This window comes from Streptococcus sp. oral taxon 061, assembly GCF_964211575.1.
In the GTDB taxonomy this organism is placed as follows: domain Bacteria; phylum Bacillota; class Bacilli; order Lactobacillales; family Streptococcaceae; genus Streptococcus.
In genome coordinates this window covers 99,928-122,257 of record NZ_CAXOQQ010000001.1, presented here as the reverse complement: position 1 = coordinate 122,257, position 22,330 = coordinate 99,928, and the positions used below count along the sequence as shown (strand labels likewise).

The 22,330-nt window shown below is 40.4% G+C and carries 24 protein-coding genes; 3 read left to right on the top strand and 21 right to left on the bottom strand.

All coding sequences use genetic code 11. The features are described from left to right. Positions 1–60: 60 nt before the first annotated feature. The 4 genes from trmB to AB8E63_RS00595 are packed head-to-tail and all read right to left on the bottom strand — an operon-like array spanning position 61 to position 3,312. Positions 61–696 (bottom strand): tRNA (guanosine(46)-N7)-methyltransferase TrmB, encoded by a 636-nt coding sequence (gene trmB / locus AB8E63_RS00610; RefSeq protein ID WP_368909489.1) that lies wholly within the window; start codon positions 694–696, stop codon positions 61–63. Beyond that, entirely contained in the window at positions 693–1,487 is a 795-nt protein-coding gene (gene ccrZ / locus AB8E63_RS00605) for a cell cycle regulator CcrZ (protein WP_006152316.1), read from the bottom strand. Before ccrZ ends, trmB begins: the two co-directional genes overlap by 4 nt. A gap of 47 nt (positions 1,488–1,534) precedes the next feature. Beyond that, positions 1,535–2,584, bottom strand: a complete 1,050-nt coding sequence (locus AB8E63_RS00600; protein WP_368909488.1) for an ABC transporter permease — start codon at positions 2,582–2,584, stop codon at positions 1,535–1,537. Then, positions 2,581–3,312, bottom strand: a complete 732-nt coding sequence (locus AB8E63_RS00595; RefSeq protein WP_368909487.1) for an ABC transporter ATP-binding protein — start codon at positions 3,310–3,312, stop codon at positions 2,581–2,583. The genes AB8E63_RS00600 and AB8E63_RS00595 overlap by 4 nt, the downstream gene beginning before the upstream one ends. 67 nt (positions 3,313–3,379) lie before the next feature. On the opposite strand from AB8E63_RS00595, the gene AB8E63_RS00590 reads away from it, so the two are divergent. The 3 genes from AB8E63_RS00590 (at position 3,380) to AB8E63_RS00580 (ending at position 4,812) form a co-directional block, all read left to right on the top strand. Further along, a complete protein-coding gene (locus AB8E63_RS00590; protein WP_368909486.1) occupies positions 3,380–3,790 on the top strand; it encodes an HIT family protein in 411 nt (136 codons plus the stop codon). A gap of 9 nt (positions 3,791–3,799) precedes the next feature. Continuing rightward, positions 3,800–4,087 (top strand): hypothetical protein, encoded by a 288-nt coding sequence (locus AB8E63_RS00585; RefSeq protein ID WP_368909485.1) that lies wholly within the window; start codon positions 3,800–3,802, stop codon positions 4,085–4,087. Positions 4,088–4,170: 83 nt separating this feature from the next. Further along, positions 4,171–4,812, top strand: coding sequence for a hypothetical protein (locus AB8E63_RS00580; protein ID WP_368909484.1), 642 nt, complete (start codon positions 4,171–4,173; stop codon positions 4,810–4,812). Positions 4,813–4,883: 71 nt separating this feature from the next. On the opposite strand, the gene dnaJ is transcribed toward AB8E63_RS00580, so the two are convergent. From dnaJ to AB8E63_RS00495, 17 genes are all read right to left on the bottom strand, one after another. Next, positions 4,884–6,020 carry a molecular chaperone DnaJ gene (gene dnaJ, locus AB8E63_RS00575; protein WP_368909483.1) on the bottom strand — a complete coding sequence of 379 codons (1,137 nt, stop codon included), beginning with the start codon at positions 6,018–6,020 and terminating at the stop codon, positions 4,884–4,886. Between the two features lie 395 nt (positions 6,021–6,415). Next, positions 6,416–8,239, bottom strand: coding sequence for a molecular chaperone DnaK (dnaK, locus tag AB8E63_RS00570; RefSeq protein ID WP_368909482.1), 1,824 nt, complete (start codon positions 8,237–8,239; stop codon positions 6,416–6,418). Positions 8,240–8,495: 256 nt separating this feature from the next. After that, positions 8,496–9,011, bottom strand: a complete 516-nt coding sequence (gene grpE, locus AB8E63_RS00565; RefSeq protein WP_368909481.1) for a nucleotide exchange factor GrpE — start codon at positions 9,009–9,011, stop codon at positions 8,496–8,498. A 26-nt stretch (positions 9,012–9,037) separates the two neighbouring features. Beyond that, on the bottom strand, positions 9,038–10,072 hold the full coding sequence (hrcA, locus tag AB8E63_RS00560) for a heat-inducible transcriptional repressor HrcA (protein ID WP_368909479.1): 1,035 nt from the start codon (positions 10,070–10,072) through the stop codon (positions 9,038–9,040). A gap of 162 nt (positions 10,073–10,234) precedes the next feature. Next, positions 10,235–10,747 carry a DUF2812 domain-containing protein gene (locus AB8E63_RS00555; protein WP_368909478.1) on the bottom strand — a complete coding sequence of 171 codons (513 nt, stop codon included), beginning with the start codon at positions 10,745–10,747 and terminating at the stop codon, positions 10,235–10,237. A gap of 21 nt (positions 10,748–10,768) precedes the next feature. Continuing rightward, on the bottom strand, positions 10,769–11,344 hold the full coding sequence (locus AB8E63_RS00550) for a DUF2812 domain-containing protein (protein ID WP_368909477.1): 576 nt from the start codon (positions 11,342–11,344) through the stop codon (positions 10,769–10,771). Next, the gene (locus AB8E63_RS00545) at positions 11,344–11,664 is read right to left on the bottom strand and encodes a PadR family transcriptional regulator (protein WP_368909476.1); all 321 of its coding nucleotides are present in this window, start codon (positions 11,662–11,664) and stop codon (positions 11,344–11,346) included. The genes AB8E63_RS00550 and AB8E63_RS00545 overlap by 1 nt, the downstream gene beginning before the upstream one ends. A 119-nt stretch (positions 11,665–11,783) precedes the next feature. Beyond that, the gene (gene glnA / locus AB8E63_RS00540; protein ID WP_368909475.1) at positions 11,784–13,130 is read right to left on the bottom strand and encodes a type I glutamate--ammonia ligase; all 1,347 of its coding nucleotides are present in this window, start codon (positions 13,128–13,130) and stop codon (positions 11,784–11,786) included. 35 nt (positions 13,131–13,165) lie between these two features. After that, positions 13,166–13,522 carry a transcriptional repressor GlnR gene (gene glnR / locus AB8E63_RS00535; RefSeq protein ID WP_000659542.1) on the bottom strand — a complete coding sequence of 119 codons (357 nt, stop codon included), beginning with the start codon at positions 13,520–13,522 and terminating at the stop codon, positions 13,166–13,168. Between the two features lie 82 nt (positions 13,523–13,604). Then, a complete protein-coding gene (locus AB8E63_RS00530; RefSeq protein WP_075568048.1) occupies positions 13,605–14,126 on the bottom strand; it encodes an aromatic acid exporter family protein in 522 nt (173 codons plus the stop codon). A 131-nt stretch (positions 14,127–14,257) separates the two neighbouring features. Continuing rightward, positions 14,258–15,238: a phospho-N-acetylmuramoyl-pentapeptide-transferase gene (gene mraY, locus AB8E63_RS00525; protein WP_368909474.1), complete on the bottom strand. Its 981-nt coding sequence runs from the start codon at positions 15,236–15,238 to the stop codon at positions 14,258–14,260. A 1-nt stretch (position 15,239) separates the two neighbouring features. Next, positions 15,240–17,495, bottom strand: a complete 2,256-nt coding sequence (gene pbp2X / locus AB8E63_RS00520) for a penicillin-binding protein PBP2X (RefSeq protein WP_368909473.1) — start codon at positions 17,493–17,495, stop codon at positions 15,240–15,242. 3 nt (positions 17,496–17,498) lie between these two features. After that, positions 17,499–17,816 (bottom strand): cell division protein FtsL, encoded by a 318-nt coding sequence (gene ftsL, locus AB8E63_RS00515; RefSeq protein ID WP_024053600.1) that lies wholly within the window; start codon positions 17,814–17,816, stop codon positions 17,499–17,501. A 9-nt stretch (positions 17,817–17,825) separates the two neighbouring features. Beyond that, positions 17,826–18,776, bottom strand: coding sequence for a 16S rRNA (cytosine(1402)-N(4))-methyltransferase RsmH (gene rsmH / locus AB8E63_RS00510; RefSeq protein ID WP_368909472.1), 951 nt, complete (start codon positions 18,774–18,776; stop codon positions 17,826–17,828). A gap of 68 nt (positions 18,777–18,844) precedes the next feature. Then, positions 18,845–20,671 (bottom strand): excinuclease ABC subunit UvrC, encoded by a 1,827-nt coding sequence (gene uvrC, locus AB8E63_RS00505; RefSeq protein WP_368909471.1) that lies wholly within the window; start codon positions 20,669–20,671, stop codon positions 18,845–18,847. A gap of 69 nt (positions 20,672–20,740) precedes the next feature. Further along, entirely contained in the window at positions 20,741–21,442 is a 702-nt protein-coding gene (locus AB8E63_RS00500; RefSeq protein ID WP_368909470.1) for a M57 family metalloprotease, read from the bottom strand. Between the two features lie 106 nt (positions 21,443–21,548). Continuing rightward, positions 21,549–22,328, bottom strand: a complete 780-nt coding sequence (locus tag AB8E63_RS00495) for an alpha/beta hydrolase (protein WP_368909469.1) — start codon at positions 22,326–22,328, stop codon at positions 21,549–21,551. Between the last annotated feature and the right edge of the window lie 2 nt (positions 22,329–22,330).

Genomic DNA, 22,330 nt, shown 5'->3' with positions numbered 1-22,330 from the left:
GAGTTACATGTTTCCATTCCATTTGAGTGAACGACAGTTTTTCACTAACAAGTCTTCACATTAAAACTGAGCTTCAACTCTATAAATGACTTGACCCTTACTTGAAAACTTTTGCTCATACTCAGTCATGACATTTCCTTCAAAGTCGCTGGCATGTAAATCTAACCAAATGCCCTTGAGTTTCATGCCATATTGTGAAAAGCTCACTAAGCTATATTCAAACAAACCACGATTATCTGTCTTGAAATGAATTTCACCGTGTTCAGGCAAGATTCGTTTGAAAGTATCCAAGAAGCTCTTATAAGTCAAACGACGCTTCTCATGGCGTTTTTTAGGCCATGGATCCGAGAAATTCAAATACAAGCGGTCAATTTCACCATCTTCAAAATAATTGGTCAATTCTGAACCATCAACCCATAGAAGTTTGATGTTGGGAACTCCAACTTCTAAGACCTTGTCTAATGCATAGCTTAATACAGACTTCTGAATATCAATCCCGATATAGTTGATGCCAGGATTTTGTTTGGCCATTCCTGTTACGAAAGCACCTTTACCGCTACCAACCTCTACATGGATTGGATTGTCATTGCCAAACAAATCTCGCCACTTTCCTTTAGCTTCTGCGGGATTTAAGACAACATACTGCGGATTAGCCTCTAACAGTTCTGTTGCCCCTTTACGATTTCTAACTCTCATTTTTTCTTTCCATACTTTTCTCGGAAGCTACGCAAAGCATAGATTTCCCGATTTACATTATCCAAATCTTGATTTTCATAGTATTTGGTAATGAGGCTCAAAAATGACAGTTGAGCATACCAATATAACTTATTCAAGACAGTTTGATTATACTTATAGCCATAATTAGCTAGCCATTCTTGCCACTGATACTCTGGAATATAGTGACAGAGCAGATAGGCCACATCAAACATACGATCAGTCAAGCGAACAGAATCCCAATCTACTAAATAAATCAAGCCACTCTCTGTCTCAAACCAGTTGCTATGACGGACATCCCCATGGACTATAGTTGCATAATCTTCTCTAAACCCAGGAAGATTCTCACGCAAATCACCTAAAACCATACGTAGATACTGGTTGTTTTTTAAAGCATCCGGAGCCTTGTTTACCCATGACTGAAGTAAATCCGAAGGTGTTTCCATTGCATATCCCAATCGTGTCAACTGGGTCATTAAGGGACGTGAACAGTGTAAACGTGTCAAAATATCGATAATTTGTTTACGGTTCATATCACTTGGCGTCAAAATTTTTCCTGTCAACCATTCCTGAGCGGACATATCACGGCCGTCTGGTAAACGACGGCTCCAGAGCAATTGTGGTGCAATTTGCTCTCTAGCTAAACCAGGCAGGATTGGAGAAGTATTCATTTTTATAAAAACACGTTTTCCATCAGGATAACTTCCCATATAAGCTTTTCCGCTCTTCCCAGATATCGGGGTTAGCGTTAGCTCAATATCACCCAAGTCCATTTCTTTCCTCCGAATAAAGTTTCCTTATTATTCTACTAATTTTTATGCTATTCGTCAACCAATCTTCTCAGTTGATACGGCAAATAAAGAAATTGCAAGACAAGACTTGCTCCCACAAGTGCTAGAACAAGAATTTTGTCCTTAAAAACAAGCAATCCTATGAGACTTTCCAAGATTAATACAAAGACCCCAATCGCTCTCAAAATTTCCTTCAAGCCTTTCTCTTTTTGCCCCTTACCTACTGGGAATAATTGCGTCAAATATTGATAGTCAAAGGCATGATAGAGGGCTAGAAGCTGGAATAACAAAAGATAATTGAATAAAATTACAATTGCGACTGCAATCCAAGATTGCTCAATGAAGATGAGAGCGGTCAAAGATAGGATTATGAGTCGCAAACTAAGGGCGAATAAATCTCCATTTCTAAGATAGGAGCGGAGATAGAGGTTCTGCCAGATTTTTCCTGGTACTTTCTGAACTCCCTTGAGAATAAAGTCTAGATAAGCTCGGCGCTTAACACTATTTGAAATCCCCTTGACCTGTGTAAAGAGGGCAAAGAATCGAAGCAAGAACTGCTTACGTTTACATTCTTGTGCAATGACATAATCCCAGTCAAGTCCATTCCCAAGGAAAAAGTTGCTAGACTTTTGGCGAAAAATCACGTATTTTGTTATCCCCAAGACAATAAGATAGACTCCAAAAATCGGCAAACCAAGACCCATGGCTAAGAATAAAGGCGCAAACAGGAGCAAAAAGAGAGTCTGTACACTGACCCAAAAGATGAAAGAAATCAGACTTTGCTTCTGGATGTGTTCTCTCACTTCTTCTTCAGCAACTAAAAGAAATAGTTTGTCAGGCGCTTCTAGATAGGTCGCAATACCACCCCAAAGCAAAAGTAAAATAGATATCATCCCAATCAAAATTAGGATTGGGAAATGATTCTCAGGAAAGTGTTGGAGCAACTGGTTGTACTGATAGGCCAAAAATCCTAACAACACCAACAAAAATAAGACAAAATGATCATTGAGCACATAACGGAGATAGCCCAAGCATTCCTTACGAAATTCCTGCTTTCGTTTTAAAAACAAGTCCTTCATAGCTCCTCCTCTTTGGTCAGAGCCAAATAGATATCATTGAGACTTGCTTCTGGCATATCAAAGGCTTTTCGAAGTTGTTGGAGATTTCCTTTGGCTCTTACTTGACCTTTGTGAAGAATGACAAAAGAGTCACACATCTTTTCAGCAGAATCAAGAACATGGGTACTCATAAGGATAGACTTTCCTTTTTTCTTTTCCGCTTCTAGAAGTTGAATCAAATCTGAAATTGCCAAAGGATCAAGACCAAGGAAAGGCTCGTCTACGATAAAGAGACTAGGATCCACGACAAAGGCGCAGATAATCATAACCTTTTGCTTCATTCCTTTGGAAAAATGAACCGGGAACCAATCCAATTTCTGGTCTAAACGGAACATTTTTAAAAGCGACTCTACACGTTCAAAAGCAATATTTTGCTCGATACCATAGGCCATAGCAACTGTCTCAATATGTTCTCTGAGAGTCAGTTCTTCATACAAGCTAGGAGTTTCAGGGATATAACCAATCTTCTTGCGATAGCTCGTAGCATCCTCTCCTAGAGTCAATCCGTCAATCTTAATCTCCCCACTGTAAGGAGTCAAGAGTCCGATAATTTCGTTGATAGTCGTAGATTTCCCCGCACCATTCAAACCTATCAAACCTACCAACTGTCCGCTCTCAACTGTAAAGGACACATCTTTCAAGACAGGGACATGAATATAGCCTCCTGTCAGATTTTTAATTTCTAACATATTTTCTCCGAATCTGGTATAATGTAGCTATATTATATCAAAATTCAATACACTAGAGGTGGTTTTTATGTCAGATTGTATTTTTTGTAAGATTTTAGCCGGAGAAATCCCTGCAGCAAAGGTTTATGAAGATGAACAGGTTCTTGCCTTCCTCGATATTTCTCAAGTAACACCTGGTCATACCTTGGTCGTACCTAAAGAACACTATCGCAACCTTTTAGAGATGGATGCTGCGAGTGCTAGTCAACTCTTTGCAAAGATTCCAGTCATTTCTCAAAAGGTTATGAAAGCTACCCAAGCTGAAGGCATGAATATCATCGCCAACTGCGAAGAAGTCGCTGGACAAACCGTTTTTCATACCCATATCCACCTCGTTCCTCGTTATAGTGCAGATGATGACCTAAAAATTGACTTTGTTGCCCATGAACCTGACTTTGACAAACTTGCCCAAGTCGCTGAAACAATCAAAAACGCTTAAGGAGTTCCTATGAAACTATCAAATTTACTACTTTTTGCTGGATCAGCAGTCGGATCTTACCTCCTCGTTAAAAATCGTGAAGTTATCACTGAAGAAGTTTTAGATACAACTGATCGCGTTGAGGCAATCAAAGGTGATTTAGATGTTATCCAAAATAGCTTACAAATTATCAATCAACAAAAAGAAGTCATCAAGGAATACCAAGAAGACCTCACTTACAAATTTAAAGTCTTAGAAAAAGACATCCAAGCAAGACTTGCTGTGATAAAAGAACTACGAGAAACTGAAGAAAACTAAAAAAGAAAGCATCCAACTTTCCTTATATCCCCTTAAATCCATCTTGGATTACCAGCTCCTAACAGAAAAGGGAGGGACTAAAAATGAAACTGTTTTTAAAAGTCATCTTGATTATTTCTGGTTGCATCTGTCTTCTTGCAACCCTAGCATTTCTATTAGTAGCCAATCTTTTCAAGGCTTCATCAAGTGACATCCGAGAGGGGAATGAAGCCTTAAAACAAATCTTTATCTCCCTTGACATGCCTCCTAAAAAAGTAGAATCAGATGGACACTATGAATTCGAGGGTGGAGGCTTAAATTTTTATGTGACTTTCTCAGATGAGGTCATCAATAGCCACCCTGTCCTAAAAGAAAGTCCAAATCTGACTAAAAACCGACTCAAAGTCTATGTCCTACAGACAGGAGATATTTCTTACTATAAAGTAGGGGATAACTTGTTCAATCACGGTTTATTGCAATTTTTAGAGAAGGAAAGTAGGAATTATTTACAGGAAATCGGAAAGAAACCAAATCCTAATTACTCAATTCTATATTGGAAGGATCAGGAGAGACTAAAAAAGGGTGTCGCATTCTATGAAAAAGCTTTGACCTTGGTAGATATTCAGGATAATTCGGCGATTAAGCATATTGATACTGTCACCGTGAAACCTGGTAAAGAAGCGGAACTCAAGCAACTCATCCAGGAAATGGATGAAACCGGCTTGTTCAGCCAAAGTTCTAAATAGCAGATCAGTCAGAGAATCTTTGTTCCGTTACTAACTACAAACAAAAAAAGAGCCTTATGGCTCTTTTTGTTTTATTCACCTTCGAAGGCATCCTTAATATGGTCAAAGAAGCCTTTTTTCTTTGGATTGACTTTCAAATCCCCTGCAGCTGCGAATTCTTTCAAGGCTGCTTTTTGGCGTTCATTCAAACCTGTTGGAGTCACGACATTAACAGTGACATATTGGTCACCGACAGCACCGCCACGAAGACTCGGCGCCCCCTTACTACGTAGGCGGAATCGTTTACCGGTTTGAGTTCCCTCTGGAATCACCAATTCAACATCACCGTGAACGGTTGGAATATCAACAGTATCACCAAGAGTTGCTTGGACAATATTGAGGTTCAACTTGTAAAAAATAGTTGTTCCTTCACGTTCAAATTTGTCGCTCGGCTCAACATTAACCACAACATACAAGTCACCGTATGGTCCGCCGTTAAATCCAGCTTCCCCTTGACCCGCTAAACGGATTTGTTGACCAGTTTCGACACCTGCTGGAATTTTCACATGGACACTGTGGGCTTGTTTTTCATGACCTGTTCCATGACAAGTTGTACATGGATCTTTAATTTCTTTTCCGCGACCATGACAGACATCACAGGTTACTTGGCGACGCATCATACCAAGCGGTGTTTGAGTATCGACGTTGATAACACCAGAACCGTGACAGCGTCCACAAGTAACTGGACTTGTTCCAGGCTTAGCACCTGATCCATTACATGTACGACAGGTTGCTTCACGGTTGTATTTGACTTCTTTTTCAGTACCAAAGATGGCTTCTTCAAAAGTCAAATTGACGCGATATTGGAGGTCATCACCTTGACGCGGAGCGTTTGGATTGCGAGAAGAACCGCCTCCGCCGAAAAAACTTGAGAAGATATCTTCAAAACCACTAAAGCCACCTGCACCATCGAAACCACCAAAACCGCCTGCACCACCAAAGCCACCATTGGCACCTGCAGCACCATATTGGTCGTAAGCAGCACGTTTCTGTTCGTCACTCAAAGTCTCATAAGCTTCTTGAACTTCCTTGTACTTTTCCTCAGCACCAGGCTCCTTGTTGATATCTGGGTGATATTTCTTAGATAATTTCCGATAGGCTTTCTTGATCTCATCCTGAGATGCATTCTTTGAAACGCCCAAACGGTCATAAAATTCAGTATTGTTCATTTAAGATACCAAGACCGTAAAATTCGACTGAAAAATAGGAAATCTGGCGCCAGAGCGATGCTCCTAGACAGATTTATCTTTTTTCCGAGAATTTAGGTCGGGTTCAGTTCCTTTCTTTTATATTGAATTAGAAACTTTGGAACCCGTGTTCAGTTGCGAACACCTTTGTTCCTTTCTTTCTAGTATTGCGAAACGAACTAAAATATTAGTATCGTCCCATTTTACCGAAAAACAGAGGCTGGGTTGCAACCTCTGGATTTCTTTTTATCATTTAGTTGTTAAGCTGAATTGAGCACGCCCTAACCTCTTGGTGAAAAAGATAAATCTTCCTAGAAACTAAAGTTTCTGCGTCAGATTTTCTATTTTCACTGTGAGGTTTTAACGGGCTTTGCATCTTACTTTTCAGTAAACTCTCCGTCTACGACGTCATCGCCTGCATTTCCTGTTGCTTGTGCGCCTTCTGCTCCTGCTTGTGCTTGTTGCGCTGCTGCAGCTTGTTCGTAGAGTTTCACAGCAAGTCCTTGAGCTTTTTCGTTCAGTGCTTCAAGTTTTGCTTTCATTTCGTCCAAGTTGTTATCTTCTTGGGCTTTCTTAAGCTCATCAAGGGCAGCTTGTGCAGCATCACGTTCTGCATCGAAGCCTTTACCTTCAGTTTCTTTGATTGTCTTTTCAGTTGCAAAGATAGCTTGGTCTACTTCGTTACGAAGGTCAACTTCTTCTTTACGTTTCTTATCCGCTTCAGCGTTTGCTTCTGCATCTTTCATCATGCGGTCGATTTCTTCGTCTGTCAAACCTGAGTTAGATTGGATAACAATTGTTTGTTCTTTTTGAGTTCCAAGGTCTTTGGCTTTAACAGATACGATACCGTTCTTGTCGATGTCAAATGTTACTTCGATTTGTGGGATACCACGAGGTGCAGCTGGGATATCAGTCAATTGGAAACGTCCAAGAGTCTTGTTGTCCGCTGCCATTGGGCGTTCACCTTGAAGAACGTGAATATCAACGGCTGGTTGGTTGTCTGCTGCAGTTGAGAAGACTTGTGATTTAGATGTTGGAATGGTTGTGTTGCGGTCGATCAATTTTGTGAAGACTCCACCCATTGTTTCGATACCAAGTGACAATGGAGTTACGTCAAGAAGGACAACGTCTTTCACATCACCAGTGATCACACCACCTTGGATCGCAGCACCCATGGCAACTACTTCGTCAGGGTTCACTGATTTGTTTGGTTCTTTACCAGTTTCAGCTTTAACAGCTTCTACAACGGCAGGAATACGAGTTGAACCACCGACAAGGATGACTTCGTCAATATCTGACAAGCTCAAACCTGCATCTGAAAGAGCTTGACGAACTGGAACTTTTGTACGTTCTACAAGGTCACGAGTCAAATCGTCAAATTTAGCACGAGTCAAGGTCATTTCCAAGTGAAGAGGTCCAGCTTCACCAGCAGTGATGAACGGCAAGCTGATTTGAGTTGAAGTTACACCAGAAAGGTCTTTCTTCGCTTTTTCTGCTGCGTCTTTCAAACGTTGAAGAGCCATCTTGTCTGTTGACAAGTCGATGCCGTTTTCTTTCTTGAATTCTGCTACTAAGTAATCGATGATTTTTTGGTCAAAGTCGTCACCACCGAGTTTGTTATCTCCAGCAGTAGCTAATACGTCAAAGACACCGTCACCAAGTTCAAGGATAGATACGTCGAATGTACCACCACCAAGGTCGAATACCAAGATTTTTTCTTCTTTATCAGTCTTATCCAAACCGTAAGCAAGAGCTGCTGCAGTTGGTTCGTTGACGATACGTTCTACTTCAAGACCAGCGATTTTACCAGCGTCTTTAGTTGCTTGACGTTGAGCATCGTTAAAGTATGCAGGAACTGTGATAACAGCCTTAGTTACTTTTTCACCAAGGTAGTCTTCAGCGTAACCTTTCAAGTATTGAAGAATCATCGCTGAGATTTCTTGTGGTGTGTATTCTTTACCGTTAGCAGAAACTTTTTCAGAAGTTCCCATCTTAGATTTGATAGAGATAACTGTATCTGGGTTTGTTACTGCTTGACGTTTTGCAGCGTCACCAACGATGATTTCACCGTTTTTGAATGACACTACAGATGGAGTTGTACGGTTACCTTCTGGGTTTGCGATGATTTTGCTTTCAGTTCCTTCAAGAACTGCAACTGCTGAGTTTGTTGTACCTAAGTCAATACCGATAATTTTAGACATGTGTTTTTCTCCTTAAATTTTATATTCTTTTTTTCTTTTTGATACTCTTCTTAAGTGGCGACGCCGTCAGAGCTTGACTTCGTCAATCTCTTTGACTAAACTTTGAGCCTCAGGTCTCAAAGTTTGCGAAAATACCGCCACGGCGAAGAGTATCGCCTTTGGTTCGCTACGCTCACTATTGGTAAAGCCGAACCGTTTCTTATCTTTCTTTCATAGTTTAGTGTCGTTTCGGACAAGATTTTTCAAGTTTTCTAGCCTAATTGTAGACAACTACCATGGCTGGGCGTAAGATGCGGTCATGGAGTTTGTAGCCTTTTTGGAAGACTTGTGCGATGGTATCTGCTGGATGTTCGTCATCTGCTGGAACGGTTTGAATAGCCATATGATAGTTATGGTCAAATTCTCCGTCTGCTGGAATTTCTTCGATTCCTTCTTCTTTCAGAGCATGTACCAAACTTTCTTGGACCATTTCCAAGCCCTTCTTCACATCATCTGTCAAGCCTTCAACAGCAAGGGCACGTTCGAGGTTGTCCAATGATGGTAAGATCGCTTTTGCTAAATCTTGACTGCGATAGCGTTGCAAGAGTTGGCGTTCTTCGTTGGCACGTCGCTGAATGTTTTGCATTTCTGCATGAGCACGAAGGTATTTGTTTTCAAACTCTTCGGCACGTTCATTTGCCAAGTCCAATTCGGACTTCTCAGGAGTTGTTTCTTCTACTGATTCAACAACTTCCTCTTCTTTTACTTCTTCATTTTTTATATCCTGGGCCATTTTCGCCTCCTTTAATGATTTCAATCTTAATTCACTTCATAGTGATTACTGCTGAGATAGCGGTAAAAATCCGTCAACTTCATGGTTAGAACTCGATTGACAACGTTGAGTTGATTAACCAATTGTTGATAATCCAGATTAACCGGACCTATAATCGCAAGAATTCCAAATCCACGATAGGGAATCAGGAACTTACTGCTAATCACTGCTAAGTCAGCAAGACAAGATTCTTGGCTATCTGCAACTCGGACACTCTGCATCTGGTCTCCAATCAAATTCTCTCGAATTTCCAATGCTACTTTTTGTGGATGATCAAAGAATTGATAGGCCGCTAAATTAGCGAAATTCAGAAGATTGACTTTCCCAGAAACCACGATGTTTTCATTGAACATTTCTTTGAAGATATGTTCGACGAGGTCCATGACGTTATCCGTTGTTGTGAAGTAACGTTGGATAATTTGCGGAATCTCTGTCCGAATCTTGTAGTGAATATCCAAAACAGTCTGATCCAGGAAACGTTCTTGAATCATGGTCTTGAGGCGATTTAAATCCTCCTGCAAGAAATTTCTCGGAATCAAAAACTGACTGGTAACTGTTCTAGACTCATCAAGCGTAAAAACAGCAAGAGCTGTATGTTGCCCGAGGACAACAATATCAAAAGCTGTTAGCTTCTGCCTACTTGGTTCTACATCCAGCGCTACAACCGTACAACCACTCAAGTCTGACAAAATTTTCGTTGCCTCTTGAAGAATATCCTCAAGCTTGAAGAATTCTTGATCAAAGGCTTTTACAATCTCATAAACTTGATTTTCAGCTAAACGGTCAAAGGATAGGGAGTGTTTGACATAGTATTGAAATCCAGCCACACTCGGCATCCGACCACTGGAAGTATGAGCCTTTTCAAGCAAACCTTGCTTTTCTAGAGCTGCCATATCATTTCGAATGGTAGCACTACTAGAGTTGATAGACTCTTGCAAGGCTTTTGATCCAACAGGTTCGTGCGTTTTGGTAAAGATGTCAATAATCAGATTTAAAATATTCTGCTGACGTTCCGTAACCATCTCGTCACTCCTCTCTGATAGATCTTTTTTAGCACTCGACGTATCCAAGTGCTAACTTATGATTCTATTATACACCCTCAGAAAAGAATGTCAAGACAAAAACTCAAAAAATTAGCACTCTTTTTCTAAGAGTGCTAAAAATCAGCCTGAGGACCTAGAAAATCATCTTATATCCACAAGATATTTCTTTTTAAGTCTGTAAAAACTATAGATTAGGTAAGAAACCATGAGGGCATAAAGGGCAAAAATAAGGAAGAAAGACTGAGAGAGACTTTCGCGAAACAAGCTCATACAAATAACTAGACCGCCAGAGATAGAAACTGTAGATGTACGAAATCTAGATTTCACATCAGCCCATCGAAGACGATCGTCCATGAATGATTGATCATTTGAATCTACATCACAAGTTGCTTTTCGAAAAACAGTATAAGAACAATTTTCCACAAATTCCCATCCTCTATCCTTAATACTTTGTAAATTTACCTCATTTTTTCTAAGATAGCTAGTATTCCACACACGGTAAACCACATCATCTGGTCGGCATAGTTCAAAATAGAAAAAGCCAAAACGATTCGATTTAAATTTCCAACCTTTCAAATGCATCTCATGCAAATAATCTTCTACCTTATCCAAATCAAAAATGGTAAACATTCGAAATTGTACTTTGCTATTCATTGTCTAACCTCCAAAATGGTTTTATTTATCAGATAATTCTTTCCACTTTTGAAACAATCTCCAAAAAATATAAGAAATCTGAATCGCGAAAACTATCAATAAAGTACAGTCTATGATAACAATCAAAAACATTCCCCAACTGAAAGAACTACCTCCACTGACAAACTTTGAGAAAATCGGTAGTAGAGCTGAAAAGAGAAGCAAAATAGGAAGCATCCGCATTGTTAAAATCTTCTTGACCATTGCTAACTTCCCTGTCGCGTCATTATAAATTTCAAACTCGGCATCCGACTCAACTCCAGAATAAAGCTTTCTAAAGTAGGAAAAACCATTAAAGTCTGTAATATGCTCCCAGCCACAATCTTTAAATAGTTGTAAATAGGAAGCTCTCTCTGACTTTTTCATAGGATAAAAGTCCAACTGATAAACCACCTGCTCCGGTTGGCACTTTTCAAAAGTATACTTAACCGCAACTACTAAGTTAGAATAACTTACTTCCTTAAGTTTCCAGCCCTGAGCATGCATTTCTCCGAGATAGAGAGCTTCTCTATCATAATCCGCAATGGTAGCAATTCTATAAACAACTTTCTTTTCCATCAAAGCTCCTCCCGACTGTTTCTATAGAGCCGCTCAATACGTTTCAACTCAATCTCTAAAACTTTTCGGCCCAAGTCTGTTATCTGATAGATTTTACGTTTCTCCTCTTCTCGGACAAAGGAAACCAAACCATCCTTTTCCATCTTTGACAGGGTTCCATACATAGTTCCAGGACTAATTGATACTTGCGATTTTGTCATCTCTTTGACCTTTTGTGTAATACCATAGCCATGATTATCCTTCTGCAGACAGAACAGAATATAAAAACCCGTTTCAGTCATGGGAAGGTAAACCCGCCTAATCTTATCTGTTAATTCCATTTAATCAGACCTCCTATTCAGTTCGATATATCGCACCTCGTTATATAAAATATATCACACCTCGATATAAAATGCAAGAAAAAAAGATTGTCCTCACGGACAATCTTTCTGATTTATCATTAGTATAGATCTAGGTAGTTATCAATTTCCCATTGTGAAACGAAGGTTGCATAGCTTGCCCACTCAATTCGTTTGGCTTCAAGGAAGCTAGTGTAGATGTGTTCACCTAGAGCTGCTTTAACCACTTCGTCTTCTGTCATGGCCTTCAAAGCGTTGTGAAGAGTTGATGGAAGGTCTGTGATACCAGCCTCTTTACGCTCTTCTGCAGTCATGATATAGATGTTTTCTTCGATTGGCGCTGGTGCTTCGATTTTGTTTTCAATACCGTGCAAACCAACTTCCAAAAGAACAGCCATTGCGATATATGGGTTTGCCATTGGGTCTACTGAGCGCAATTCCAAACGTGTTCCCATTCCACGAGTAGCAGGAACGCGCACCAACGGTGAACGGTTACGACCAGCCCAAGCGATGTAAACAGGTGCTTCATACCCTGGAACCAAACGTTTGTATGAGTTAACGGTCGGGTTCATGATAGCTGTGTAGTTGTAGGCATGCTTGATCAAACCACCAAGGAAATGATAGGCTGTTTCTGACAATTGCATTCCTTTTGGATCATTTGGATCAAAGAAAGCGTTGTTCCCTTCATCATCAAACAAGGACATATTGCAGTGCATTCCTGAACCAGCGATACCAAATTTAGGTTTAGCCATAAAGGTTGCATACAAACCATGTTTACGCGCAATTGTCTTTACAACAAGTTTAAAGATTTGAATCTTGTCACAAGCACGAAGAACTTCATCATACTTAAAGTCAATCTCATGTTGACCTACGGCAACTTCGTGGTGACTAGCCTCTACCTCAAATCCCATTTTAGTCAAGACATTAACGATCTCACGACGGGTATTATCGGCAAGGTCTGTAGGCGCCAAATCAAAGTAACCACCCTTGTCATTCACCTCAAGAGTTGGGTCTCCATTTTCATCAAGCTTGAATAGGAAGAATTCTGGTTCCGGACCAAGGTTGAAAGATTTGAAACCAACTTTCTCCATGTGATGAAGAGCTCGTTTAAGATTGCTTCGAGGATCTCCAGCAAATGGCTCTCCTTCTGTTGTATAGACATCACAGATCAATCCTGCGACACTACCGTTCTCATCTCCCCAAGGGAAGACAGTCCATGTGTCTAGGTCAGGGTACAAGTACATATCTGATTCATTGATACGAACAAACCCTTCAATAGAAGATCCATCAAACATAGCCTTGTTTGACAAGACCTTGTCTAGTTGTTCATCTGTAGCAGGAATTTCGACGTTTTTCATTGTTCCCAAAATATCTGAAAACATGAGACGGATAAAGGTTACATTTTTTTCCTTAACTTCACGACAAATATCTGCAGCTGTGATTGGCATGGTTTTTCTCCTTATATATGACGACTAGCGGTTGCCTAACCGCGACCAAAAGGTGATTGTTGAGAAGCAAAGCGACTTTGTTGAAGAACTTCATTCCGAAGTGCTCGGCGCACCTCAGTTTGACTAACTGGTTTCTTGGCTTTCGCCTCACGTTCGGCATATTTTTTCTTGATAGCAGCAATGTTCAGACCTTCAGAGATATAGTCCTTAATCTCAAGCAACCGATCCATATCATTTAAAGAATACATCCGGCGGTTACCTTCGTTTCGATCAGGTTTTATCAACTCCTGATCTTCATAATAACGAATTTGACGCGCCGAAAGATCGGTCAGCTTCATAACACTACCAATGGGGAAAACTGCCATATTGCGACGAAATTCTTTTTCCTTCATGTGCACTTCCTCTTCTTTCTGTCTATTATAGTCTAAAAAAAATCAATCGTCAATTGTTAATGTTATATCTTATGACATTATTTTATTTTTTCTGTATGAGACTCCGCAAGCGATCAATATCATAATTTACTAGAATTGCTACAAAAACTCCCATAAAAGTCTCAAAAACTCGAGCAAACACGTACAAAACAGTCTCTCCGCTCGGAATTGATAGGGTAATAATCAGCATAGCTGCAACTCCCCCAATAACTCCTGACTTATTGTTCATGGCAACATTTGTCATGATGGTTAACATGGTACATATCGGAACCACAAGGAGAGTTACCCAAAAGGCTCCATGGAAAAAGTTGTTCAAGAGAAAGAAAATCAGGGCATAAAAACCACCGATACTATTTCCTAGAATACGAGAAGTACCAAAATGAACACTCTTGTCAAAGTCTTCTCTTAAACTAAAAACCGCAGTCAAGGCTCCAATCTGAAGTCCTTTCCAGCCAAAAAAACCAAAAATCATGAGAACTAAAAAAACAGCGATCCCTGTCTTGAAAGTTCGCATCCCTAACTTAAACTTGGATTTGTCAAATCTATACTTTTTAAAATAACTCATCATTTCAACTTTCTTTTTTCCATTTTATCATAATTTTACTTTTTTTGAGAAAAGGATTCGTCAAATGAAGAAAATAAGAACTAAAAAGAGAAGGGAATAAACCCTTCTCTTTTTCAATTCGATATTCTATTTTAGAATAAATACATGAAAGCCAAGGTCATGAGACTAGCAAGCAAACCAACTCCCCAGAAGAAGAAATCGACCTTCCACTCACTCCAGGCTTGGCCTTTACCAGAAAACCCACCCAACTCAAAATGGTGATGAACTGGTGTCATCCGGAAGATACGTTTTCCTCCAGTCAACTTAAAGTAGGCAACTTGCATCATGACAGATGTTGTTTCAAAAACATACACTATACCAATCAGGAGTAACGTCCATTCTTGGTGTAGCGCCATAGAAATAGCGGCCAACATTCCTCCAAGAGCAAGACTTCCGACATCTCCCATGAAAACTTTAGCAGGCTTATGGTTAAAGACAAAGAAACCAAGAAGACCACCAATCATGGCAAGAATCACTAGGAGGATATCCAACTGGTTTTGTACATAAGCAATGACTCCATAGGCAGACAGACTAATCACTACTGAGATACTTGCCAAGCCATCGATTCCGTCAGTCAAGTTAACAGCATTTGAAAAACCAACTAACCAGAAGAGAGCAAAGAAAATGTAAAGAACACCTAGGTGCAATGGATACCCAAATACATTTAAGACATCCCCTCCTCTTTCATAAAAGAGATAGAAGATAACTCCTCCTACTAATTGAAGCAAGAGCTTTTGTTTAGGATTGAGTCCTTCATTGATTTTACGAAAAACCTTGAGGAAATCATCTAAGAAGCCAACCAAACCATACAAAACGAGAATAAAGAGGATCATTCCGACATTGTTGGTTAGTTGATTAGTCAAAAGTGCAAGAACTAAACTAACTAAAACGCTGGTTACGAGGAAGACAATTCCTCCCATTGTCGGCGTCCCAGCTTTTGCCTGGTGTTGTTTAACATCCTCATGCATCTGTTGACCAGTAATCTGTGCTTTACGGTAAAAACGGATAAAAGCTGGAATTCCTACCACTGTAAGAACAAAAGTAAGGATTCCAGGAAAGATAGAAACTAGCATTCTAATCTCCTAAAGTTATTTTTATTTTCTGTATATTTTTTAAAGCTGTATTGGTACGAACACTTTGTTTTTTTACAGTTTCTCCTGTACCTTCAAATTCTACTTCGATATCCAGCCATTTTGCAAAAGTTTCGACATTCTTCTTAGACCAACCATACAAATCAGGCATCTCTTCTACCTTGTCAGAAAGGAGTAAGATCTGCTCATTTGCGTCTAGATTGCTTCCTTCTGCCGCTGAACTTTCTTTGATTTTCGTTCCTGAACCGATAACGATTGGTTGAACAAGGTTACGTCGTAGTTCTTCTGCCAAATCTCCAGGGCTATAGTCTTTTGTCGAAGGCATAGCATAGTTAGTCGTAGTTGTAATCTGATCCAGACTTTTAGCAGTTGATTGAAGATTGAGAGATTCTTTCATCGCAGAAGCACGCTCCAAGATAGGGTTTGCGAATTCTCCTAACGGAATCCCAGAATAATGTTCCGGTTGTTGAACTGTCACATAGAGGATAAAATCTGGATTTTCTGCGGGATGCATAGAGACAACTGAGAAGATATAGTTTGTTTCCCCTCGCAGGTAGCCTCCATTTTTCTCATCTGCAATCTGAGCTGTTCCTGATTTCAAGGCAACATTTTGTCCTGGAACATTAATTGTTCCCTTACCAGTACTGTGATTGTACATAGTACCATAGATAGGATCCGTACCAACCAAAATCATATTCTCACGAGTCAAACTAGCCGCTTCTTTAGAAACAGGATTCCCTACAATCTCCCTTTGTGATTTACGAACAGTCTGATCATTTGGATCATAGAGGGCACTAATAAACTTCGGTTCAAGCATAACCCCATCATTTGCAATTGCTGTAAAAGCACGAAGCATCTGGGTCTGAGTAACAGAAATCCCTTGACCAAAGGAACTCATGGCAATATTGACAATATTGTCATCAGGCAATTGTCCACCATACTCATTACTCATCCCAAATCTTGTTGGAATTCCGAATTTGAAACGATTGAGATAATCCAACCAAGTTGCATCTCCCATTTTTTGTTCAAGTAGACTCATTCCAACATTACTGGAGTGAGCGAAACCTTGTAAGAAAGTCATCATCCCACCAGTAGTCAAACCATCATTAACATCCCAATCTCGAATCGTCACATCCGCTATTTTAAATTCACTGCTATTGAAGTATTCTCCACTTGGGAAGGTATTGTTATCAATGGCTGCCGCCAAAGTCATCACCTTCATGGCTGATCCTGGTTCATAGTTACTTTGATAAAGAATGTCACGCCAAACAAAGTCCTCAGTGATTCCTTCTTTGGTATCAGCATCAAAGGTTGGCCTTTGAGTTGTAGCGAGAATCTCTCCCGTCTTGGCACTAACCAAGGTCGCAGTCATATATTTACCCTTGACTTTTTCTTGGAAGGCATCCATTTGACTTTCCATGAAAGATTGTAAAGGACTAGATAGGGTCGTATAGACATCTTTCCCGTTTACAGTCTGTCGGGTAACTTGCTCCGTACCTGGAACAATATTCCCTAAGCGATCTTTTTCATAGGTAATGATACCATCTGTTCCTGCCAATAAGCTATTCAAGGAACTCTCGACACCAGACGTCCCAATGAGACTCTTTGAACCATCCTCATTTTCATGCAACTGCGCTAGTCCGATGAAAGATGAAGCAAATTTCCCGTTAGGATAGCTTCGATTTGGGCTTGTTGTAAAATCAACTCCCTCAACCTTAGCTGTTTCCAAATCCTTTTTTATGGACATCATATTGGCATAGGTAATACCATTTCCCTTTACACCAAAGGAAACTTGCTTAAGATTAGGTTGAGAAAGTTGTTCCTTGACGTAGGATTCATCCATATCTAGATATTTATGGAAGACTTCCGCAACCTTGCTATACTGAGACTCCTCTACATAGAGAATTTTCCCATTTGCAGATTTATATTCCTTATCTATAATCGCATAAATGTTGTAGGATGTTGCATCCTCTGCGATAGGTGTACCATTACGGTCATAGATAGTTCCTCGTTTTGCAGGAACTGTCCGAGTTGTTTGGTGGACCCTGCTTGCTTCCTTAACTAAGTCAACACCAAATTTTGAGCCTGTACCAATAATTACCGCAAAGTTAACCAAAAAAACAGCAAAGAGAAAGACGGCCAGAAGGCTCAAATTCTTTCCCACTAGTCTGCGGTTTTCTGTTGGGGATTTGCGATTTTTAATGGCAAAGCGTATGATTCGTTCTTTCCAGTTTTTCATTTACTACTCCGCCGATCGGATATTTTCATTATTTAATTGCAAGTCTTGTGAGTCTGCAATTCCGGTCAAACGTTCTGATCGGATCAATTCATTAACTTCTTGTTTCGCATCATCCAGCTCTGTCTTTTTTTCCTCAATTTGTGAATTGACTGTTGTCAAATCACTCTGAACCTGCAAAAGTTGAGTCTGCATATAGACTACACTGATTGCTAAGACAAGTGCTGTGATGGCAATTGAAAAGTAAAAGGCCTTTTCAACACGTGAAAATTTTTTTATACGAGCTTGTAGCAATTGGCTCGTTGTTCCTCTGTTTTCTGCCATTATTTCCTCTTACTTGTGAATTTTTCTTGCCACTCGAAGCTTGGCCGAGTGGGAACGATTATTGGCTTCCAATTCTTCCTTGCTTGGTAAAATCGGTTTCCGAGATACCAATTCCATTTTTGGCTTGAGATCGTCTGGGATGAAAGGTAGTCCTTTAGGAACTTCAACTGTAGAAGCTTCCTTAAATAACTGCTTAGTCAAGCGATCTTCCAGCGAATGAAAAGTGATGACTGATATTCTTCCGTTGAGAGCTAGAAGTTCAATTGCCTGCTGGATTGATTCATCTGCAGCACCCAACTCATCATTGACTTCAATACGGATAGCTTGGAAAATTTGTTTGGCTGGGTGACCTTTTTTCTTGAGTTCCTTTGTTGGTTTGGCAGATTTGATAATTTCTGCTAATTCCGTCGTGGTCTCAATCGGCTTCTGTTCACGCGCCTGTTCAATTTTTCGAGCAATCTGTTTGGAAAACTTGTCTTCTCCATATTTGAAAAAGATTCTTACCAAATCATGGTAGTCGTAGTGATTAACGACTTCATAAGCGGTCAAACTAGCTTCCTGATTCATGCGCATATCCAGCGGTGCATCTTTCTTATAGGAAAAACCACGTTCACGCTGATCCAACTGCGGACTTGACACACCTAAATCATAACAAATTCCATCAATTTCAGTCACACCTAAGTCATATAAGCGGTCCTTCAAATGACGGAAATTATCCTTGATGAAGGTGACCATTCCCTTTTCGATATAGGGAGCCAAACGTTTTTGCGCATTATCAATGGCATTCTGGTCTTGGTCAAAGGCATAGAGATGCCCTTTCTCGCTTAACTTACTTAATAAATACTCGCTGTGTCCTGCTCCTCCCAAGGTCGCATCAACGTAAATACCATCAGGTTTTACATCTAGCATATCAATGGTCTCATGGAGCATGACCGTTACATGATGAAATTCTTTTGTCATATCTTATCTATTTTACCACAAATCCGACTAGCTTGCACCCACTAAAGCCAAAACATTCCATTGCTACTTTATTCCTTGTATTCAAGAGGTTTCTCAGCTACTTGAGCTAGTGCTGAGTCTACTTCTGGATTTAAGTGTTGATGAACTGCCTCTGCTACTGCTCTTGGTATACCAACTGCAACAATCTCGTCCACGCTAGCTTCCTTGATTTTTGTCAGAGATTTGAAATATTTCATCAAATTCTGCTTTCGTTTGGGACCTAAGCCTTCAATTCCATCCAATTGAGAGGAGAAGGAATTTTTAGAACGAAGTTGACGGTGAAAGGTAATGGCAAAGCGGTGCACTTCATCTTGAATGCGTTGGAGGAGGAAAAATTCCTGAGAATTGCGAGACAACTCTACCACCTCAAGCGGATCTCCAAAAAGTAATTCATGGGTTTGGTGCTTGTCATTCTTTTGAAGTCCTGCGATGGGAATGTCTAAGCCCAACTCTTCTTGAATAACCTGCTTAGCAATGTTAACCTGTCCCTGACCACCATCGATGACGATTAGATCTGGCGGTGTCAAACCGTCACGCTGGACCCGTCCATAACGTCTACGAATAACCTCTCGCATACTTGCGTAGTCATCTGGTCCGACCACAGTCTTGATTTTATACTTGCGGTAATCTTTTTTGCTTGGTTTTCCGTTGACAAAAACAACCATAGCAGAGACTGGACTAGTCCCTATAATATTAGAGTTATCAAAAGACTCGATACGGACTGGGGTTGGAATTTGTAGAAGTCGCCCAAGATTTTCAATAGCTCCTTGAGTCTTTTCAACTGATTTTTCTAACAGATTAAACTTCTGCTCTAGACTAACACGCGCGTTTTTAATGGCTAGATTAACCAGTTGCTTCTTCTCCCCTCGCTGGGGTTTGAGGACCTTAGTATCCACCAAAGCCTTGATAGCTTCTTCGTCAATATCTTGAGGAATCAGAATTTCATTTGGAACCAGGTGAGATTTCTCCTGGTAAAACTGCCCCACATAGGTCAAGAAATCCTCGTCTGGATCGTTGTAGTAAGGGAAGAGATTGACATCGCGTTCAATCAGTTTACCTTGACGGACAAAGAAAACCTGAACACACATCCAACCCTTATCCACGTAGTAACCAAATACATCACGATTTTGGAGGTCTTTAGCCATGACTCGTTGCTTAGTCCGCAGGGTGCCGATGGCCTGGATTAGATCACGGTATTCCGCTGCACGTTCAAACTCCATATTCTGAGCTGCCACAGCCATCTTCTCCTTGAGGTCATCGATAATTTTATCGTCTTGCCCCTTGAGAAAATCAGAGACTTCTTGCGCCATAGCTTTGAAATAAGCCTCGTCTTTCTTACAAATGGTGTGAGCCATGCACTGGCCGATATGGTAATAAAAACAAACCTTTGATGGTGGATTGGTACACTTGCGAAAAGGGAAAATCCGATCCAATAGCCGTTTGATTTCATTGGCTGCTCCCACATCCGGATAAGGACCAAAGTATAATCCCCCATCCTTCTTGACCTGACGGGTGATAATCAAGCGAGGATAGCGCTCATTTGTGATTTTGATGAAAGGATAGGACTTATCATCCTTGAGCATAATATTGTACTTAGGCTTGTTTTCCTTGATGAGATTAATCTCTAAAAGAAGGGCCTCTATATTAGACTCCGTAACAATAAATTCAAAATCCACAATCTCAGACACCAAGGCTTCTGTCTTGGTATCATGGCTCCCACGGAAGTAGGACCGCACCCGATTGCGCAGATTTTTAGCCTTTCCTACATAAATGATAGTGCCGTTTTTATCTTTGTGAATGTAACAACCAGGGCTAGTCGGCAAGAGCTCCAGTTTTGATTTAATCAAGTTATTCATAATTCCATTATAGCAAAAAGCCCCCTGTATTGCTTAAATCAGAGAGCTCCAGTTCCCTTAGAAAATCACTTATTCCCCAGAATCATACAGTTCTTGAACTTCTTTTACATCTTGAGCTTGGATTCCATAATAGGAGCCTGCTGGTTGCATAACCGAAACTTCATTGGTGTGTTCCAAACCAATCGCATGACCTAGTTCATGCTCTGCTGTATGCATGATACGATCATAGCTATAACCATAGTTTGGATTGGATAGATAATAATGATTCAAGCGAACGGTCACTGAAATGAATTGTTTGGTTAGGAGATTTGTCTGACTCTCCGCCTCACCTGCTACATCTGTCGAACCATCATTCATTTCAGTAGCGAAAATATCGGCCTGGTCCGGTTCGGTTACAAGCTCAAAATTAAAAGCACCAGTCTGGTTCCAGTTGGCAATAGCTTCAAGGTAGGCCTTTTGGAAAGTGGCATCCATTTGAGAATCAATATAGATAGTTGCTTGCGCCTTTGACCATTTTGCTCCTGAATCTTGATGATGATCTGTCTGAGACAAACCTTGCAACGTGCCAGTTTCTTGCCATTGTTGCCAACCTGCTTGGCCGACTTGGACCACTTTGCTAACTTGATTTAAAGTAGTAGGTAAATCACCTGTCACATACCAGAGAATCCCAAAAGTGATGAGAATGAAGAAGATAAGCGTCCATACAAGGCGCCAAAACATACGCAAAATCCCTAGTAAAAACCGACATAACACACGAATAATCCAGCCCATAATTGCCCACCTTTCTAAAAAAATAAGAACCCATCTTTAAGCCATGGATTCCCATTCTAAAGATAGATTCTTAATTCTACTAAAACAAACTGAAAGAAAGCTAAAATTAAGACAAGCGTTCTTCCAACACAAAATCGATTGGCAAGGTAGTTAAAAAACGTTCCAATTGCTTTTCCCAATAATACCACTCATGAGTTCCTGCACTATGGCTATAGGTCACATCGAAACCAAGTTTCTTAAGATTTTTAACTGCTAGATTATTGGCAGAATAGAGATAATCTTGTTCGCCACACCAAACCCAGAGTTTGGTCTCCTTGTCTGACTTTTTGGCAAGGGTCTCAAGCGAGTAAGGGCTATTCACCCAATCATTAACTTTGCCAAAAACACCTCGCCAGTAGGCACGCGTTCCTAAATCTTGACTCTCAGGAGAAAACTCCTCGAAGCTAAGCGCCCCAGAAAAACTAGCGGCATGAGAGAAACGGTCACTTGACAGTGCTAACTTAAAGGAACCGTAGCCACCCATTGATAAACCAGCAATGAAGGTTTTATCTCGCTCGTTGGTCATATTGGGGAAGAAGCGTTTGAGCACCTTAGGCAATTCTTCTGCTAGAGCTGTGTAGTAGTTATAGCCATACTGAGTATCTGTATACCAGCCGTTATTTGTATTGGGCATGACAACAATCAGATTGGTCCCTCGTAGCAAGCGTTCTACATTGGTCCGTTTGAGCCAGCTGTTGTGGTTCCCTGACATTCCATGAAGGAGATAGAGAACTGGAATATTTTTACTGTTTGGCTCTGTCACCCGAGATGCATCCGGATAGAGTACATTTACTCCCCACTCCATACCTAAAACTTCTGAGTAATACTCAATCTTCATTACTGCCATAA

Coding starts and splice junctions, on each gene's coding strand:
- AB8E63_RS00580 (WP_368909484.1), top strand. CDS start 4,171: ATGAAACTGTTTTTAAAAGTCATCTTGATTATTTCTGGTTGCATCTGT.
- rsmH (WP_368909472.1), bottom strand. CDS start 18,776: ATGACAAAAGAATTTCATCATGTAACGGTCATGCTCCATGAGACCATT.
- AB8E63_RS00595 (WP_368909487.1), bottom strand. CDS start 3,312: ATGTTAGAAATTAAAAATCTGACAGGAGGCTATATTCATGTCCCTGTC.
- AB8E63_RS00500 (WP_368909470.1), bottom strand. CDS start 21,442: ATGGGCTGGATTATTCGTGTGTTATGTCGGTTTTTACTAGGGATTTTG.
- trmB (WP_368909489.1), bottom strand. CDS start 696: ATGAGAGTTAGAAATCGTAAAGGGGCAACAGAACTGTTAGAGGCTAAT.
- ccrZ (WP_006152316.1), bottom strand. CDS start 1,487: ATGGACTTGGGTGATATTGAGCTAACGCTAACCCCGATATCTGGGAAG.
- glnA (WP_368909475.1), bottom strand. CDS start 13,130: ATGCCAATCACAGCTGCAGATATTTGTCGTGAAGTTAAGGAAAAAAAT.
- AB8E63_RS00545 (WP_368909476.1), bottom strand. CDS start 11,664: ATGGAATTAACAGATAAGATTAGGCGGGTTTACCTTCCCATGACTGAA.
- AB8E63_RS00585 (WP_368909485.1), top strand. CDS start 3,800: ATGAAACTATCAAATTTACTACTTTTTGCTGGATCAGCAGTCGGATCT.
- dnaJ (WP_368909483.1), bottom strand. CDS start 6,020: ATGAACAATACTGAATTTTATGACCGTTTGGGCGTTTCAAAGAATGCA.
- AB8E63_RS00600 (WP_368909488.1), bottom strand. CDS start 2,584: ATGAAGGACTTGTTTTTAAAACGAAAGCAGGAATTTCGTAAGGAATGC.
- hrcA (WP_368909479.1), bottom strand. CDS start 10,072: ATGGTTACGGAACGTCAGCAGAATATTTTAAATCTGATTATTGACATC.
- AB8E63_RS00590 (WP_368909486.1), top strand. CDS start 3,380: ATGTCAGATTGTATTTTTTGTAAGATTTTAGCCGGAGAAATCCCTGCA.
- AB8E63_RS00550 (WP_368909477.1), bottom strand. CDS start 11,344: ATGGAAAAGAAAGTTGTTTATAGAATTGCTACCATTGCGGATTATGAT.
- AB8E63_RS00530 (WP_075568048.1), bottom strand. CDS start 14,126: ATGAGTTATTTTAAAAAGTATAGATTTGACAAATCCAAGTTTAAGTTA.
- mraY (WP_368909474.1), bottom strand. CDS start 15,238: ATGCTAGTTTCTATCTTTCCTGGAATCCTTACTTTTGTTCTTACAGTG.
- grpE (WP_368909481.1), bottom strand. CDS start 9,011: ATGGCCCAGGATATAAAAAATGAAGAAGTAAAAGAAGAGGAAGTTGTT.
- uvrC (WP_368909471.1), bottom strand. CDS start 20,671: ATGAATAACTTGATTAAATCAAAACTGGAGCTCTTGCCGACTAGCCCT.
- AB8E63_RS00555 (WP_368909478.1), bottom strand. CDS start 10,747: ATGAATAGCAAAGTACAATTTCGAATGTTTACCATTTTTGATTTGGAT.
- pbp2X (WP_368909473.1), bottom strand. CDS start 17,495: ATGAAAAACTGGAAAGAACGAATCATACGCTTTGCCATTAAAAATCGC.
- ftsL (WP_024053600.1), bottom strand. CDS start 17,816: ATGGCAGAAAACAGAGGAACAACGAGCCAATTGCTACAAGCTCGTATA.
- glnR (WP_000659542.1), bottom strand. CDS start 13,522: ATGAAGGAAAAAGAATTTCGTCGCAATATGGCAGTTTTCCCCATTGGT.
- AB8E63_RS00495 (WP_368909469.1), bottom strand. CDS start 22,328: ATGGCAGTAATGAAGATTGAGTATTACTCAGAAGTTTTAGGTATGGAG.
- dnaK (WP_368909482.1), bottom strand. CDS start 8,239: ATGTCTAAAATTATCGGTATTGACTTAGGTACAACAAACTCAGCAGTT.